We start from the raw sequence: 16,830 nt of genomic DNA on the forward strand, positions 1-16,830 counted from the left end.
GCACGCCGCATTGCCCTGACCACGCGTACGCGGCCCGCCAGGGTGACCGGGAACGCACGCCGCATTGCCCTGACCACGCGTACGCGGCCCGCCAGGGTGACCGGGAACGCACGCCGCATTGCCCTGACCACGCGTACGCGGCCCGCCAGGGTGACCGGGAACGCACGCCGCATTGCCGTGACCACACCTGCGCGGCCGGCCGCGCAGGTGTGGTCAGGGCAATGCGTTGGGGAAGGCGACCACTCCTCGGCACTCATCGATGCTCCTCCTCCGAGGCGATGAGTTCGGCCGCGCGGTGGACCGACTTGACGATGTTCTGGTAGCCGGTGCATCGGCAGAGGTTGCCGGAGATCCCCTCGAGCACCTCGTCCTCGGTGGGCTCCGGGTTGTCGCGCAGCAGCGCGGTGACCGTGCAGAGGAAGCCGGGGGTACAGAACCCGCACTGCAGGCCGTGGCAGTCCTGGAAGGCCTGCTGCACGGGCGAGAGCGATCCGTCCGCGCCGCCCAGGCCCTCCACGGTGGTGAGCTCGTGCCCGGCCGCGGTGACGGCGAGCATCAGGCAGGACCGCACCGGATCGCCGTCGAACAGCACCGTGCAGCAGCCGCAGACCCCGTGCTCGCAGCCGACGTGGGTGCCGGTGAGGCGGAGGTCGTGGCGCAGGAAGTCCGACAGCAGCCGCCGGGCCGGTGCGCGGGCGCTGCGATGCACGCCGTTCACGGTGACCGCGATCTCGTACGTCTCCTCGCTCACCGGCCGTCCCTCCCCCCGCGAACACACGACGCACTCCCCGCGTGATCATGCAATCGTTCGTCGGACGATTGCATGATCACGGTTGTGGTGGTCATGAGGCTCCTCTCTGGGCGGTGTCGGCGGCCGTCCGCAGGACGCGTTCGGTGAGGACCCCGACCAGGTGACGGCGGTAGGCGGTGCCCGCGTGGATGTCGGCCTCCGGCTCGACGTGGGCCTGGGCGTACGCGGCCGCCGCCGCCCAGTCGCACGACCCCGGCGGCCGGTGGCCGACGGCCCCGGTCAGGTCCAGCACCAGCGGGGTGGCGGCCACGCTGAGATAACCGGCCCGTGCCGAGGTCACCCGCAGGTCGTCGTCCAGGACGACGACCGCGGCCACCCCGGCCATGGCGTAGTCGCCGTGCCGGCGGGCGACCTCGGCGAAGGCGGTCCCGGCGTTCGGCGGCAGCGCCGGGAAGAAGGCCGACACCGCGAGCTCCCCGGGCAGCAGCGCCGACTCCAGCGGCCCGGCGAAGAACTCCTCGGCCGCGATGGTCCGGCGGCCCGCCGTGGAGGCGGCCTCGACGGTGCCGCCGAGCACCGCCAGGACGGCCGGCAGCTCGGCGGCCGGGTCGGCGTGCGCCAGGCTGCCCACCACGGTGCCGCGGTTGCGCACGACCGGGTGGGCGACGTGCCCGAGTGCCTGCCGGAGCAGCGGCTGGGCACGGGCCGCCTCGGCGGAGCGCTCGACCCTGGTGTGACGGGCGAGCGCGCCGACCCGTACGCCCGCCGGGCCGGCCGGGGACGCGGGCACGACCTCGATCGTGTCCAGTCCGGCGACCCGGTTGATGTCGATCAGCCGGCCGGGGGCGGCGAGCCGCATGTTGAGCAGCGGGATGAGGCTCTGCCCGCCGGCCAGCACCTTGCCGTCCGGGCCGGCCTCGGCCAGGTCGGCGAGCGCCTCGTCCAGCTCGGAGGGGGCCCGGTAGTCGAAGGACGGCGGTTTCACGGGCGCTCGGTCCTCCGGTTCGGGGCGGGCGGTCTCACCGGGCGGCGGGCGACGCCCGTCCCCGCGCCGAGTCCGGCCGGGAGCATGTCGCCCTGTCTGGGCATCGGCAGCCATCCCCTCCCTGCTGAGCCGCCGCCTTGGATCTCACCGGCGGATCCAGCCATGCGGGCACATTAGGCCTACCCAACCGACCCGTCGTCAGCGACACCTGCCCAAAGTCGGCGTGCCGGTTGGGAGATCATGCCCCTCAGCGTACGGCCGGACGGGGACGCCCGTCGCCGCCCGGCCGGCCCGGCCCCGGCCACCCCTCCCTCGGCGCGCGGCCTCCCGCTCGGACCATCTGTTGACATAACGCCAATAGCTATTGGCGGATTGCCAACAGCGTGTTAAAAGTAACCACTGACTTATCGGGCATCCGATCGGGTCGAAGGGTCGAGTGCCCCTGTCGTTCCAGGCCGCTGGAACAGTGAGGAGCCGGCCATGAGCAGTACGGAACCGAACCGCAGACGCTTCCTGCGGGACGCCGGGCTCACCGGGGCCGCGGTCACGGGGGTGCTCGCCCTGGGCGCCGCTCCCGGCCGGGCGGCCACGGGCAGGCAGGTGGCGGTCCTCGGGGGCGGGGTCGCCGGACTCTCGGCGGCGCACGAGCTGGTCGACCGGGGCTTCGAGGTCACCGTGTACGAACGCGACACGCTCGGCGGCAAGGCCCGCAGCATCTTCCCGCCCGGCACCGGCACCGGCGGCCGGCTGGACCTGCCGGGCGAGCACGGGTTCCGGTTCTTCCCCGGCTTCTACTTCAACCTGACCGACAACATGCGGCGCACGCCGTTCCCCGGCAACGCCAACGGGTGCTGGGACAACCTGACCAGAGCGACGGCCTACCTCATGTCGCGCTCCGGTGGCCGCGCCGACCTCACCGCCCCGTTCCCCTTCCCGCTGCCTCCCCAGCCCAGCATCTACTCGCTGGCGACGCTGAAGGCGACGATCGTCTCCGGGCTGCAGACGCTGTTCCGGCTGCCGCTGACCGAGGCGGCCTTCTTCGCCGAGAAGGTGGCGGTCTACTTCAGCAGCTGTGACGAACGGCGGCTGGGCCAGTGGGAGAACATCACCTGGGCCGACTACGTGCGGGCCGACTGGTTCTCCGACGAGTACAACAAGTTCGCGGCCGACGGGACCATCCGCAACCTGGCCGCCACCAAGTCCAAGGACGCCAGCACCCACTCGGTGGCCTTCGTGGCCGAGGCGACCGTCTGGAGCATCCTGGGCATCGGCAACGAGCCCGGGTCGTCGGTCGACCGGGTCCTCAACGGCTCGACGGCGGAGAAGTGGCTCGACCCGTGGGTGGCCCATCTCCGCAACCTGGGGGTGAAGTTCAACGTCGGCCACAACGTCGACGCGCTCCAGGTCTCCGGCGGGAAGATCACCGGCGCCAGGGTCACCGGCCCCGGCGGAGCCGCCTCGACGGTGACCGCGGACTGGTACATCGTCTCGATGCCCTGCGAGCGCGCGGTCAAGCTGCTCAGCGCCGACGTGCTGGCCGCCGACCCGAGCCTGAGCGGCATCAAGAGCCTGCGCACGGACTGGATGACCGGCCTGCAGCTCTTCCTCAAGAAGCAGCTGCCGCTCGCGCCCGGCCACGTCAACTACGTCGACTCGAACTGGGCGGTGACCTCCATCAGCCAGGAGCAGTTCTGGAGCCGCGACTTCTCCACCTACGGGGACGGGACCGTCAAGGACTGCCTGTCCACGATCATCTCCGACTGGACCAAGGAGGGGAACTTCAACAACAAGAAGGCCAGGGACTGCACTCCGGCCGAGATCGCGGCGGAGACCTGGAAGGAGATGAAGGCCCACCTCAACGACACCGGGACCGACGTGCTCACCGACGACATGCTGCACTCGTGGTTCCTGGACCCCGCGATCGTCCGCTCCGGCACCGGGGTGACCAACGAGACGCCGCTGTTCATCCAGCAGCCCGGTTCCTGGAAGCTGCGGCCGACCTCCAAGACGAAGATCCCCAACCTGTTCCTGGCGGGAGACTGGGTCAAGACCCCGATCAACGTCACGACGATGGAGGGGCCAACCAGGGCGCCCGCCTGGCGGTGAACGCCCTGCTCGACGCCGCCGGGTCGAACGCCGCCCGGTGCTCGCTGCACGACCTCTACGTGTCGCCGATCTTCGCCCTGGACAAGGCCGAGGACGGTCTCCGCTACACGGCGGGCCTGCCCAACAAGTACGACCTGCTCGACACCCGCGGGCCGTGACCGCACGGTGAGGCGCGCCGGCCCGGTGTCTCCTGGAAGGGCCTTCCAGGAGACACCGGCCCGGCAGGGCCGCCCGGCGCCGGGTCCCGCACCCGCCGATGCGAGTCCGGCGGTACGGGATCCGGCGCGGTGCCGCCGATCAGTCCGTGGTGGCCGGGCGCACGGGCCCGCCGATCTCCTTCTCCTCGGGCGCGATGATGCCGCCTCCGGTGTCGGCCGGGCCGGGCCGGGAGCGGGCGAGGGCGTTGAGGGCGTGGTAGCCGATGAGGAGCACGATGGTGCCGAGCGCGATGCCCGACAGCGGGAACTTGTCGGTGATCTGCAGGGTGACGTCGCCGATCGCCAGGATGATGCCGGCCGCCACCGGCACCAGGTTGACGGGGTCGCCGAAGTCCACCCGGTTCTCGATCCAGATCTTGGCGCCGAGCAGGCCGATCATGCCGTAGAGCACCACGGTGATGCCGCCGAGCACCCCGCCGGGCGTGGCCGCGACCAGCGCGCCGAACTTGGGGCACAGCCCGAACAGGATCGCCACGATCGCCGCCACGTAGTAGGCGGCGGTCGAGTAGATGCGGGTGGCGGCCATGACGCCGATGTTCTCGGCGTAGGTGGTGGTGGGCGAGCCGCCGACCGCGCTGGCCAGCACCGTGCCGACGCCGTCGGCGGCCAGGGCGCGGCCGAGCACCGGGTCGAGATCGTCACCGGTCATCGCGGCGACCGCCTTGACGTGCCCGGTGTTCTCCGCGATCAGCGCGATCACGGCGGGCAGCGCGACCAGGATGGCCGAGGTCTTGAAATCGGGACCGTGCAGGTCGGGGAAGCCGAACCAGTCGGCCGTCTTGACCCCGTCGAAGCCGACCCGGAAATGGGAGAAGGGCGTCGCCACGCCGTTGACCAGGTGCTGGCCGGGCTGCACCGAAGTGATCTTCCCGGCGGTGTGGTCGAGGACCCAGGACAGCGCGAACCCGAAGATCAGGCCGAGCAGGATGGCGATGCGCGACCAGAAGCCGCGCAGCAGCACCGCGCACAGCACGACGAACGCGAGGGTGGCCAGCGCCACCCACTGGTCCTGCGGCCAGTAGACGTCGGCCACCACCGGCGCGAGGTTGAAGCCGATCAGCATGACGACGGCGCCCGTCACCACCGGCGGGAACACCGCGTGGATGACCGCCGCGCCGAGGAAGTGGATGAGCAGGCCGACCGCGGCCAGGACCAGGCCGGCGACCAGGATCGCGCCGGTCACCTGCGCGGTGCTGCCGCCCGCCGCGCGGATGGACACGACGGCGCCCACGAACGAGGCGCTGGTGCCGAGGTAGCTCGGCACCCGGCCGCCGACGATGATCAGGAACAGGATGGTGGCGACACCGGACATCATGATCGCCAGGTTGGGGTCCAGGCCCATGACGATCGGGAACACGAACGTCGCGCCGAACATGGCGACGACGTGCTGGGCTCCGATCCCCGCGGTCCGGGCCCACGACAGCCGCTCGTCCGGGCGGACGACCTCACCGGGCGGCGGGGTTCGCCCGTCACCGTGCACGCTCCAGCCGAAAGCCATGCGCTCTCCTTCAGGCTCGGCGGTGGGACCGTCTCCCCCGGGCCGTGACCCGCCGCGATGGCCCTCACCGGGCGGGGCCATCCATGCGGGCACCGTAGATCTACCCCGGTGGGGCGTCGTCAGCGACAGTTGCCCAAACTCCGGGCGGTGAGTTGGGAGATTGGTCTAAACCAGGAGAGCGCACCTCAGATGCCGCGCATGCGCAGGACGTGCAGGGCGAGGGTGAGGTTGAGCCGCAGATGCGCGTCCTCGGTGAACGGGCCGAGCATCCGCTCCAGCTTGCCGATGCGGTAGCGCAGCGTGTTGTAGTGGAAGTGCAGGCGCCGGGCCGTCTCGGCCACGTTGAGATTGGTCTCCAGCAGCACCTGCAGGGTCCGGCGCAGGTCGAGCACCTCCGGGTCGTCGTCGCCGGCCAGCTCGCCGAGGGTCTCGCGGACGAACGCGTGCAGCTCCGCCGCGTCCGAGACCAGGCTGAGCAGCCGGTAGACCCCCAGCTGGTCGAAGTGCGCGACGGCGCCCGCGCCGTGCAGCTGGCGCCCCACCCGGACGGCCTTGACCGCCTGCTCGTAGGCGTCGGGCAGCGCGACCGGGGTCTCCACCGAGCGGCTGAACCCGGCCGAGAAGGTCCACCGCTGCCCCTGGTGCTCGCCGAAGACGGCACCGGCGTCCTTGACCACGGCGGACAGGCCGGACAGGTCGCCGTCCGCCGGGATCCCGACCACGGCGACGACCTCCCGCGCGAAGCTGGCCACCGCCGCCCCGCGGTCCCGGCGCCGTACCGCCGTCGTGAGTGCCGCCGCCAGCCGGTCGTGGGCCTGCCGGTCCTCGCCGTCGCCCGCCGCGGAGCCGGAGCCGGTACGGGCCGGGCGGCCGCCGCGGCTCTCCCCCGGGCGCTGCGCGGCCCGCCCGGGGTCCTCCGGGTCGAGCTCGGCGACGAGCACGGCCATCGGCCGGCCGAGGTCCCAGCCGAAGCCGGTGCAGTGCGAGATCACCCGGTCGTCGTCGCCGGCCCGCCCGGCGAGGACGTCCCGCAGGAAGTCCGCGCGGTACTTGCTCTCCACGGCGGCGACGGCCTGCTGCTTGGTGATGACCAGCGCGGCGACGGTCGCCGCCCGCTCCAGGATGCCGACGTCGGTCTCGCGGAGCGCTCCCCCGGCGCTGTAGGCGATGAGCCGCCCGTGGTCGAAGCCGCCGGCCACGACGGGCACCACCGCGTGATCGCCCTGCACCCCGTAGCCGGGCAGGCCCGGCGCCTCGCGGCCGGTCCCCTCCAGCAGCGCCGCCCGCACCGTCTCGAGCTGCTCCTGCGGGCCGGAACCGGCCAGCACCCGCCGGTCCCCGTCCACCGCGATGACGGCCACGTCCAGCAGGCCGGCGAGCTCGTCGGTGACCTCCTGCAGGCCGCCGCCGCCGAGCACGATGTGCACCAGCGCCCGGTGCACCTCCTCGGTCCGGGCCAGCACCGCCGCCTGCCGGTTGAGGATGTCGGTGAGCACCTGGTTGAGGATGTCGTCGAACCCGACGTCGTCCGGCAGCAGGATCAGCGGGAAGCCGAGCCGGTCGGCCTGCTCGATCATCTCGGCGGGCAGGTCGTCCAGGTAGCGGCCCAGCTTGACGCCCAGCGCGGCCAGCCCGCGCTCGTCCAGGTCGGCCACCAGCCGGCCCAGCGACTGCGGGGTGTTGCGCAGCGGGTAACCCGTCGTGAGCAGCAGCTCGTGCGGCTTCACCCAGGCCAGGATGTCCGGCACCTCCATGACGTTGAGGCGCTGGACGATGCGGCCGAGACCGGTCACGCCGCCGATGAGGCGGGCCCCGGCGAGGGTGGAGACCCCCAGCACCTCCCCCACCGACAGGCCGTAGGTCAGCGTCCCGGTGCTGGCGAGCCGCAGGGCGGGCGGGCCGGGATCGGCGTACGTCATGCGCGCGTCACCAGGCCTTCTACAGTGATTACGTCAACGTACATATCGCCCAATCGATAGCAACGGCCACTCGCGCGCGCTCAACCATGACAAGAAACACGAAGAAAGACAACCATCCTTGGCAGTTTTCCCCATACGGCCGCAGGCTCACTCGGTTTACGTTCAGCGGCAACGACGTCCCGCCCGGGACGCGGCGTTCACTCCAGGAGGGGCCATCCGTGACGTCTCCCGTGCTCCGTGAGCCGGTCGGCCTGCAGTCGGCCCCCAGAGACCTCCCGACGCGCCTGGACGGCCCCCGGACCCCGGTGGCGGGCGCGGCCAGCCTCGCCCTGCGTCCCCTGCTGGAGCGGCCGCGCCGGCCCGCCCGCATCGTCGCCGTCTTCCCCTCGGCGGTCTACCTGGAGGTCCGCGCCGCCTCCGGCGCGCCGGCCGAGCCCGGCGTGCTCGCGCTGGTCAGCTCCGACGCGGTACGGCTGCCGAACGCGGTCGTGGTCGGGGCCGGCAGCCGGGACCGCCCGTTCGGCACGGTCCGGGAGAGCGACGACGCCTGGATCGGCGACGGCACCGTCGAGATCACCGTGCCCGTCCCGGGTGCCGCCGCGTCCGCCTGCCAGCCCCGGCTGGACGCGGTCTCGCGCATCAGGGTCCGGATCCGCCGCTGGTGGGACCCCTGCCCCGTGCTCGGCCCGGTGTCGCACTCCCGGCTCGCGCACGGCGTGATGGCCCTGGACACCGCGTCGAGCGAGGGCGTCTTCGGGCTGGCCGGGCATCCCGGCCCGCTCCAGCTCGCCGCCCGCTGCGCCGCGGGCGACCTCGCCCACGCGGTCGACGCCGCCGAGCGGATCGTCGGGCTCGGCCCCGGCCTGACCCCCAGCGGGGACGACGTGCTGGCCGGGCTGCTGGTGTCGCTGCGGCTGATGGGCGGCGCCGTGCACGGCGGGGAGACCGCCATCTGGCTGGCCGACTGGATCGGCGCGGCCGTCACCGCGGACGCCCGCACCCGGACGACCGCGCTCGCCGCGACCCTGCTGCACTGTGCCGCCCGCGGGCAGGTGGCGGCCGAGGTCGCCGCCGTGCTCCGGGCACTGGCCGGGCAGGAACCGCTGGCCCCCGCCACCCGTCGCCTCCTGGGCGCGGGCCACACCTCCGGGGCGGACCTGATCTGGGGGCTGCTCGCCGGCTGCCGCACCACTCTCGCGCTGAGCGCCGCCACGGCAGCGGCGGGCAGGGCGAGCGCGTGAGCCGCGACCGCGCGGACGGCGGCCGTGCCGGGGGGCCGAGCACATGAGCACGGAGATCGTCGACGTCCGGCCCGGGGCCTACCACGACTCGGTGACCCTGATGCGGGTCGGCCGGACGCTGGCCGACCGTGACGGTGTGCTCGACGCGCTGACCGCGATGGCCACCGAGCTCAACCTCGACCTGCTCGGGCAGCTGGGTTTCCCGGTGCCCGCCCAGGCCGGCCCCAACGACCTCGTGGTGGCCGTGCGCGCGGTGGACCAGGCGGCGGTCGACAGCGCGCTGGAGGCCCTGACCGCGCTGTTGTCGGCGGCCTCCGGGCCCGGCGCGGGCGCGGCGGAGGGCGGCCTGGGGACGGCGGCGCCGCCCCGGACGACCGGCTCGGCCGCCACCCGCGGTGAGGCGTCCCTGGCGCTGGTGTCGGTGCCCGGGCAGTACGCCTTCGCGGAGGCGATGGACGCGCTGACCGCCGGGCTGAACGTCATGGTCTTCAGCGACAACGTCACCGTGGCCCAGGAGATCAGGCTGAAGGACGAGGCGGCCCGGCGCGGTCTCATCGTGATGGGACCCGACTGCGGCACGGCCGTGATCGGCGGTGCCGGGCTGGGCTTCGCCAACGCGGTACGGCCCGGGCCGGTCGGCCTGGTCGCCGCCTCCGGCACCGGGTCGCAGCAGGTCATGTGCCTGCTCGACGCCGCGGGCGTGGGCATCAGCCACGCGCTGGGGGTCGGCGGCCGGGATCTGTCCGCGGAGGTCAGCGGCCGGTCCACGCTGCAGGCCCTGGCGGCGCTCGACGCGGATCCGGCCACCGAGCTGATCCTGGTGGTGTCCAAGCCCCCCGCCCCGCAGGTCGCCGACCTGATCCGCGAGGCGGCGCGGCGGATGGCCACCCCGACCCTGTTCGCCCTGCTCGGCGCGGAGCGGGACGACCTGACCTCGGCCGTGGAGAAGGCGCTGGGCGCGCTCGGCGTCCCGGTCCCGCGGTGGCCGTGCCGGCCGGTGCCGCAGGACCCGGTGCGGGGGCTGCTGCGCGGCCTGTTCGCCGGCGGCACGCTGTGCGACGAGGCCATGCTGATCGCGGCGTCCGCGCTCGGCCCGATCCGCTCCAACATCCCGCTGCGGCCCGACTGGACGCTCGGGCCGCCCGGCCACACAATGATCGACTTCGGTGACGACGAGATGACCCGGGGCCGCGCCCATCCGATGATCGACCCGACCCTCCGGCTGGAGCGGCTGGCCGCCGACGCCGCCGATCCGTCCACCGGCGTGCTGCTGCTGGACGTCGTCCTCGGCTACGGCGCCGAGCCCGACCCGGCCGCGCTGCTGGCCCCGGCCATCGAGGCGGCACGGGCCGATCGCGAGCTGCCCGTCGTGGTGTCGCTGTGCGGGACCGCGGCGGACCCCCAGGACCTCGACCGGCAGGCCACCGCCCTGCACGCGGCGGGCGCGGCCGTGTTCGCCTCCAACGCGGCCGCCGCCCGGCACGCCGTCGCCCTGATCCAGGGAGTGCCCGCATGAGCGACCCCGGCCCGCGGCTGGACGGGCTGCTGAGCCGGGAGCTGCGGGTCGTCGCGGCCGGGACGCCGGTGCTGGCCGAGGCGCTGGCCCAGCAGGCGGTGCCGGTGCTGAGCGTGGACTGGCGGCCGCCCGCCGACGGTTCGGCGCAGGCCCTGGCCACCGTGCTGGGCGACCCGCGGCACGCCGCCGCCAACGCCACCGCGGTGCGGCGGATGCTCGCGGCCCGGCCGCAGCTGGTCGACGTGCGGCCCGCGAGCGAGGTCGTCGGGATCGAGCCGGGCACCTTCCTGCACGCGGGCCCTCCGGTGACGTGGGAACGCGCCTCCGGCCCGATGCGCGGCGCGCTGACCGGCGCGATGCTGGCCGAGGGACTCGCCGCGACGGCCGAGGAGGCCGCCCGCCTGCTGGCCTCGGGCGAGGTCGCGCTGGACTCCTGTCACCACCACCGCGCGGTCGGCCCGATGGCGGGCGTGGTCGGCCCGTCCATGTGGATGCTGGTGATCGAGGACGCCGACACCGGCGCCCGGGCCTACTGCTCGCTGAACGAGGGACTGGGCAAGGTCCTGCGGTACGGGGCGTACGGACCGGAGGTGATCGAGCGGCTGCACTGGATGTCGGCGGTGCTCGGCCCGGTGCTCGGCTCCGCGGTACGGCGGCACGGGCCGATGGACGTCAAAGCGATCATGGCGCAGGCCCTGCAGATGGGCGACGAGCTGCACAACCGCAACCGGGCGGCCACCTCGCTGTTCTTCCGGGAGCTGGCGGCCGACATCGTGGAGGCGGACGCGCCCCTGTCGGACATCGCCGAGGTGCTGCGGTTCGTCAACGGCAACGACCACTTCTTCCTCAACGTCGGGATGGCCGCGGCCAAGCTGAGCGCCGACGCCGCCCGGGACGTGCCCGGCTCGAGCCTGGTGGTGGCCATGGCCCGCAACGGCACCGACTTCGGCATCCAGGTGTCGGGCACCGGCGACCGCTGGTTCACCGGGCCGGCCGGCATCCCCGACGGGCTCTACCTCGGGTCGTACGGCCTGGACGACGCCAACCCCGACATCGGCGACTCGGCGATCACCGAGACCACCGGGGTGGGCGGCTTCGCCATGGCCGCCTCACCGGCGATCGTCCGGTTCGTCGGCGGGGAGGTCTCCGACGCACTGGCGGCCACCCAGCTGATGTACGAGATCACGCTGGCCGAGAACCCGGCGTTCCAGGTGCCGATCCTGTCCTTCCGCGGCACGCCCACCGGGGTGGACGTCACCAAGGTGGTGCGCACCGGCGTCCTGCCGGTCATCAACACCGGCATCGCGGGCAGGGTCGCGGGCACCGGGCAGGTCGGCGCGGGCCTGGTCTCGCCCCCGGCCGGCATCTTCACCGACGCCCTGGACGCCCTTGCCCGCGAGGCCGGCTGAGTCCCCGCCCGCCGGCCGGTCCCAGGTCGGCCGCGGGCCGGTCCCGGGCCGGCTCAGCCGGAGCGGACCGAGCTGAACACCAGGCTGTACTCCTCCAGCGCGCGGACCGTGCTGCCGGTCGCGGCCACCATGTCCACCCGGACGGCGGCCGCGGCGCTCCTGCTCACGGCCAGCGCGTGCGCGTCCCGCCACAGGGTCTCGCTGACCGAACGCCCCGTGCCGCGGTCGACGTACAGCCGCTGGGCGCAGAAGCCGCTGGTCTCGGTCAGCCACGGCACGGTGGTGTCCTCATAGGCCGCGATCATGTCGTCGACGTCCTGGACGGGCGTGTCCAGACGGGTCAGCTGCACTCCCGCCCCGGCGGGCGGGCGGATCAGCCGGAGCATGCTCGCGAGGCCGGGACGCTCCACCGCCACGGTCGCCGTCCCGCGCAGGGACATCTCGTGCCGCAGCGGCGCGACGACCCGCTCGCTCTCCCGCATGGCGTCGCCCGACACCCAGAGCGACTCCAGCACCGCCACCCCGAGCGCGGCGTTCACCGCGAGCGACATGCCCTGGCTGCCCGGCTGCTCCTCGACGAGCCGGCGCACCTCGTTCTCGAGGTACTTGACGACGTCGCCGATCCGGAGCGGGTCTCCGGCGATGTAGTTGAGCCGGACGTGCATGTGCATGGGTCCCCCTCGCGGGACGACGCGGCCACCCCCTGTCGGCCTCCCCTGCGCCCCTCGATCCACGGTACCCGCCCCGTCCGGGCAGGCCGCGTGCCGCTCGGCGCCCGGCCGGGACGGCGATCCGCCGCCCCGCCGGCCGTCCAACACCGGCCGACCATGACGCGAAGATATGAATACTTTTCCCCGTAAATCAGCTTCTCCAGTGCTTCGCGGGTAATTTCCGCCAGAATTCTGCGCCTTCAGCGCCCTGATCCGCGGATCATGCTGCGTACCGTGCGGAACGGAGGTGTCTCTATGGAACTCATGCTGAAGCCTGGAACATCATGGTCCGAGACGTACGCGCGCTGTCTGAAGGTGGCCCCCGAGGCCTTCGACGAGGACCGCGTGCGCAACCTGTGGGGTGGGCGGTGGCACCGGGACGGGGTGCCGTTGCCGTCGACCTCGCCGATCGACGGCACGGCGATCGCCGGGCCGCCGATGCTGCCGGCCGGCACCGCCGAGGAGGCGGTGCGGGCGGCCATGACCGAGCACCGGGCCTGGCGGGAAACGCCGTTGCCGGAACGGGCCGCCCGGGTCGCCGCGGCCCTGGACGCGCTCACCGAGCACCGGGACCTGCTGGCCCTGCTGCTGGTCTGGGAGATCGGCAAGCCCTGGCGCACGGCCCGCGCCGACGTGGACCGCTGTATCGACGGCGTCCGCTGGTACGTGGCGGAGATCGGCCCGATGATCGAGGGACGGGTGCCGCTGGACGGGCCGGTCAGCAACATCGCGTCCTGGAACTACCCGATGAGCGTGCTCGCGCACGCCATGCTGGTGCAGGCGCTGGCCGGGAACGCCGTGATCGCCAAGACGCCCACCGACGGCGGGCTGTGCTGCCTCACCCTGGCCGCCGCCCTGCTGCGGCGTGCGGGCCTGCCTGTCACCCTGCTCAGCGGCAGCGGCTCCGCGCTGTCGCCCGCCCTGGTCCGCGCACCGGAGATCGGCTGTGTGTCGTTCGTGGGCGGCCGGGACACCGGCGCCGCGGTCGCCACGGCGCTCGCCGATCTGGGCAAGCGGCACGTGCTGGAGCAGGAGGGGCTGAACTGCTGGGGCGTCTGGGAGTACGGCGACTTCGACACGCTGTCCGCGCAGATCCGCAAGACCTTCGACTACGCCAAGCAGCGCTGCACCGCCTACCCGAGGTTCGTGGTCCAGCGCGAGCTGTTCGACCGCTTCCTGTCCGCCTACCTGCCGGCCATCCGGTCGGTCCGGTTCGGCCACCCGCTCGCGGTGGCCGAACCGGACGACCCGCTGCCGGAGCTGGACTTCGGGCCGCTCATCAACGCGGGCAAGGCCAAGGAGCTCTCCGGCCAGGTCGACGAGGCCATCGCGCGCGGCGGCGTACCGCTGCTGCGCGGCTCGCTGGACGACGGGCATCTGATCGACGGGCAGGACGCCTCCGCGTACTTCCCGCCGGTCAGCATCCTGGGCCCGCCGCCGTGGTCGCCGCTGTTCCACGCGGAGCCCTTCGGCCCGGTCGACACGATCGTGCTGGTGGACACCGAGGCCGAGCTGCTGGCCGCGATGAACGCCTCCAACGGGGCGCTGGTCGCCACCCTCTCCTGCGACGACGAGGAGACGGCCCGGCGGCTGGCCAGGGAGGTCCGGGCCTTCAAGGTCGGCGTCAACCGGCCCCGGTCGCGCGGTGACCGCGAGGAGCTCTTCGGCGGCCTCGGCGCGTCCTGGCGCGGCGCCTTCGTCGGCGGCCGGCTCCTCGTGCACGCCGTGACCCAGGGGCCGGCCGGGGAGCGCCTGCCCGGCAACTTCCCCGACTACACCCTGCTGCCCTGACACCCGTCCCGGAAGACCGCGTCACCCCCTTTTTCACCTCCGTGATCATGCAATCGATCGTCGATCGATTGCATGATCACGGAGGTGGGGGGCTTGAGGGGCCGGGAGGAGGAGGGGGACGGCCGTGCGCTCAGCCGGGGGCCTGGGCGGTCTCCAGGCGGCGGATGATCGGCGTGAGCAGGTCGTTGAGCTCCCGGACGAGCCCGGACACCGCCAGCCGGGCGGTATCGGGAAGGGCGGTCGAGGGGCCGTCGGGAGCGGGCGGAAGGGCGTCCAGCGGGATCGGCGCGTCGACGAGCAGGGCGGTCCGCAGGAAGGGGCTGCGGGTCAGGTCGTGCTCGGTGGGCATGAGGTACTGCCCGAAGGTCTGCGGCCACTCGCGCCAGCCGCGGTCGCGCCACCACTCGCGCGACCGGGTGAGCTCGGCGGGCAGCGGGGAGACGATCCTGACGTGCGCGGTGAGCCCGCCGTCCCAGCCGTTGCGGACGCAGGAGGCGTCCAGGATCCGGCGGTGCCACCGCACGTAGCCGGGCGCCGGCACGGTGGCGAGCCGCCAGGCGGCGCAGGCGAAGGTGACCGGGGCGATGTCGCCCCACGAGCCGTCGAAGTCGGTGACGTTGCGCCGCACGTGCTCGTCGTAGCGGCTCGGTCCCCCGGCGGCGTGCTCCCGGTCGTCCTCGTGGTCGACCCAGAAGGCCTCGTGCTCGCCCATCCGTCCTCCTGATCAGCGCCCGCCGGACCCGTGACGCCCGCCGGCCGGCGGGTACGCCCGGCTCCATTGTGCTGGTCCGTCACGGCCGGTGCGGCGCCGCGGTCACCCGGGGACGCGCCGGTGCCCGCGCCGCAGGACCGTGAGCAGCTCTTCGTAGGGGCCGATGACGAAGGCCTGGTCGCCCGAGCGGAACCGGGTGTGGCGGCGCGGCGGATGCTCCAGGGCGCCGTCGCTGCGCCTGATGGCGACGACCTTGGTCCGCCCCGACAGCTCCTGCATGGTCAGCCCGTCCAGGCCGCCGCCCGGTTCGATGGTGAACCGGCCGGCCAGGAAGGGCCGTTCCTGGGCGGTGAACGTGCCCAGGATCTCCAGCCCCAGGGCGGCGCCCACGAACCACGGCGCGGCCAGTTCGGCGGTGGACCGCACGTGGTGGAAGCCGAAGCGGTCCGCGAGGGTGTGGGCGAGCGTGCGCTCGAAGATCCGCAGCACCACGGGAGTGGTGCTCCAGCGCTCGCCCAGGACGTCGCGCAGGGTCAGGCCCGCCTCGATGTTGATCATGTCGTCGCTGGTGAGCACCGCGACCGCCGAGGCGTGGGCGAGGTTGGCCGCCTCCAGGGTGGCCGGCAGCGTGGCGTCGCCGTAGACCACGGGCACCCCCAGGGCGTGCGCCTGGGCGAGGAAGCGGTTGTCGTCGGAGAACTCGATCACCACCACGTCGTGGCCGCGCGCCCTCAGCGCGGTCATCACCTCGGCGCCGACCGTGCCCAGCCCGGCGACCACGATGTGGCCGGACATCCCGGCGGCCAGCCGGCGTCCGTAGGAGCGCTCGATCCGCCGGCTGACCAGCAGGTCGGTGAGGTACGCCAGGACGACGGCGGTACCGGTCACGCCGAGGACCATCAGCGCGATCGCATAGACGCGCAGCCAGGTCGGCTGCTCAGCGAACGAGAAGTCACCGAAACCGACGGTGGCGATCGTCTCGACACTGAAGTAGAGCCCGTCCAGCGGGCTCATGCCGGGCTCACGGTAACCGCGCCAGAGCACCATCGTGGACACGACGACCAGCAGGGCCAGGCCGCTCAGCGCCCGGCGCAGCCCCCGGCTGTCGTCGGCGGCGCCCGCGGCCCGCAGCCAGTGCAGCGGGGCCGCCCACCGCGGCGTGCCCGGCCGCCGGTGCGCGGTGGGGCGGTGGCCGATCACGATGCCGTGCTCGAGCAGTTCCGGCTCGGTGCCGACCAGGGTCACCCGGTCGCCGCTCCGCACCCGGTGGTCACGGCCGGGGCAGATCTCCACCTCGCCGCCCTCCGACGGCGTGACCGCCAGCGGGATGAGCGTGCCGAACAGCTCGCGCAGAGTGCCGGTCCGCCCGGCCTCCCCGTAGCCCACCAGGAACTCCGTGCCGCCCAGGTCGAGCCGGTGCACGGCCTCCCGCAGGCAGGCCTCGACCACCGACGGCGCCGACAGGGCCGCCACGTCGAGCACCGCGCCCGGGCCGCTGTCCGCGGACAGCGCACGCCCGACCGCCCGGTTGCGGATATGGGTGATCACTCTCAGCCCGGGACGCAGCTGCTGCGCCTGGAGGGAGATCTCCAGGTTCTGCAGGTCCGTGCGCTCGACGCAGATCACGGCGGCGGCCCCGGCCAGGCCCGCCTCCGCCAGGGTCTCCGGCAGGGCCGCGTTGCCGGTCAGGTGCGGGACGCCCCACCCGATCACGACCCGGGCCAGCCGGACGTCGGCCTCGTCGTCGACCACGACGACCCGCTCACCGGCGTGGCGCAGCTGTTCCACGATGCGCATGCCGAGCCCGTGCAGCCCGCACACGATGATGTGGCCGTACCAGTCCTCGTACTCCACCCCAGACATGACCAGCAACCTACGCAGGTCAGAGGCCGCCCGGGTGGTCATCGGGCCGATCAGGGGCGCCGTGCCGCGCGGGACGGGGGCCACGCCCCGGCCCCGTGCAGGACGAGCCCG

General features: G+C 73.5%; 14 protein-coding genes. 6 read left to right on the top strand and 8 right to left on the bottom strand.

Translation table 11 applies throughout. The annotated features are described in order from the left end of the window. The 3 genes from ACRYCC_RS28615 to ACRYCC_RS28625 form a co-directional block, all read right to left on the bottom strand. The coding region (locus tag ACRYCC_RS28615) for a hypothetical protein (protein ID WP_433816816.1) at positions 1-257 on the bottom strand (257 nt) is incomplete at its 3' end. Next, positions 254-751 (bottom strand): (2Fe-2S)-binding protein, encoded by a 498-nt coding sequence (locus tag ACRYCC_RS28620; protein ID WP_433816817.1) that lies wholly within the window; start codon positions 749-751, stop codon positions 254-256. The genes ACRYCC_RS28620 and ACRYCC_RS28615, both read right to left, overlap by 4 nt. Positions 752-842: 91 nt before the next feature. Beyond that, complete coding sequence (locus tag ACRYCC_RS28625) at positions 843-1,736, bottom strand: FAD binding domain-containing protein (protein WP_433816818.1); 894 nt, start codon at positions 1,734-1,736, stop codon at positions 843-845. Positions 1,737-2,216: 480 nt separating this feature from the next. On the opposite strand from ACRYCC_RS28625, the gene ACRYCC_RS28630 reads away from it, so the two are divergent. Together ACRYCC_RS28630 and ACRYCC_RS28635 are read left to right on the top strand one after the other, a co-directional pair. Next, positions 2,217-3,842, top strand: a complete 1,626-nt coding sequence (locus tag ACRYCC_RS28630) for a hydroxysqualene dehydroxylase (protein ID WP_433816819.1) — start codon at positions 2,217-2,219, stop codon at positions 3,840-3,842. After that, a complete protein-coding gene (locus ACRYCC_RS28635; protein ID WP_433816820.1) occupies positions 3,839-4,000 on the top strand; it encodes a hypothetical protein in 162 nt (53 codons plus the stop codon). The genes ACRYCC_RS28630 and ACRYCC_RS28635 overlap by 4 nt, the downstream gene beginning before the upstream one ends. Before the next feature lie 139 nt (positions 4,001-4,139). Here ACRYCC_RS28635 and ACRYCC_RS28640 read toward each other — a convergent pair whose 3' ends face one another. Next, positions 4,140-5,558, bottom strand: a complete 1,419-nt coding sequence (locus ACRYCC_RS28640; RefSeq protein ID WP_433816821.1) for a uracil-xanthine permease family protein — start codon at positions 5,556-5,558, stop codon at positions 4,140-4,142. Positions 5,559-5,743: 185 nt separating this feature from the next. Next, positions 5,744-7,477: a PucR family transcriptional regulator gene (locus ACRYCC_RS28645; RefSeq protein WP_433816822.1), complete on the bottom strand. Its 1,734-nt coding sequence runs from the start codon at positions 7,475-7,477 to the stop codon at positions 5,744-5,746. A gap of 218 nt (positions 7,478-7,695) precedes the next feature. On the opposite strand from ACRYCC_RS28645, the gene ACRYCC_RS28650 reads away from it, so the two are divergent. From ACRYCC_RS28650 to ACRYCC_RS28660, 3 genes are read left to right on the top strand one after another with little or no spacing between them, the layout of a single operon-like run. Then, positions 7,696-8,718, top strand: coding sequence for an oxamate carbamoyltransferase subunit AllH family protein (locus ACRYCC_RS28650; RefSeq protein ID WP_433816823.1), 1,023 nt, complete (start codon positions 7,696-7,698; stop codon positions 8,716-8,718). Between the two features lie 43 nt (positions 8,719-8,761). Continuing rightward, positions 8,762-10,234, top strand: a complete 1,473-nt coding sequence (locus ACRYCC_RS28655) for an AllF/FdrA family protein (protein ID WP_433816824.1) — start codon at positions 8,762-8,764, stop codon at positions 10,232-10,234. Then, the gene (locus ACRYCC_RS28660; protein WP_433816825.1) at positions 10,231-11,643 is read left to right on the top strand and encodes a YlbE family protein; all 1,413 of its coding nucleotides are present in this window, start codon (positions 10,231-10,233) and stop codon (positions 11,641-11,643) included. Before ACRYCC_RS28655 ends, ACRYCC_RS28660 begins: the two co-directional genes overlap by 4 nt. A 53-nt stretch (positions 11,644-11,696) precedes the next feature. Here the strand turns inward: ACRYCC_RS28660 and ACRYCC_RS28665 are convergent, their stop codons facing one another. Next, entirely contained in the window at positions 11,697-12,314 is a 618-nt protein-coding gene (locus tag ACRYCC_RS28665; RefSeq protein WP_433816826.1) for a hypothetical protein, read from the bottom strand. A 294-nt stretch (positions 12,315-12,608) separates the two neighbouring features. Here ACRYCC_RS28665 and ACRYCC_RS28670 point away from each other — a divergent pair, with 294 nt between their 5' ends. Further along, positions 12,609-14,144, top strand: a complete 1,536-nt coding sequence (locus ACRYCC_RS28670; RefSeq protein WP_433816827.1) for an aldehyde dehydrogenase family protein — start codon at positions 12,609-12,611, stop codon at positions 14,142-14,144. 130 nt (positions 14,145-14,274) lie between these two features. Here the strand turns inward: ACRYCC_RS28670 and ACRYCC_RS28675 are convergent, their stop codons facing one another. Both ACRYCC_RS28675 and ACRYCC_RS28680 read right to left on the bottom strand, forming a co-directional pair. Next, positions 14,275-14,856, bottom strand: a complete 582-nt coding sequence (locus ACRYCC_RS28675) for a hypothetical protein (protein ID WP_433816828.1) — start codon at positions 14,854-14,856, stop codon at positions 14,275-14,277. 102 nt (positions 14,857-14,958) lie between these two features. Then, positions 14,959-16,719 (bottom strand): potassium channel family protein, encoded by a 1,761-nt coding sequence (locus ACRYCC_RS28680; protein WP_433816829.1) that lies wholly within the window; start codon positions 16,717-16,719, stop codon positions 14,959-14,961. Between the last annotated feature and the right edge of the window lie 111 nt (positions 16,720-16,830).

It is taken from the genome of Actinomadura scrupuli, from assembly GCF_050971785.1.
Classification (GTDB): Bacteria; Actinomycetota; Actinomycetes; order Streptosporangiales; family Streptosporangiaceae; genus Actinomadura_E; species Actinomadura_E scrupuli.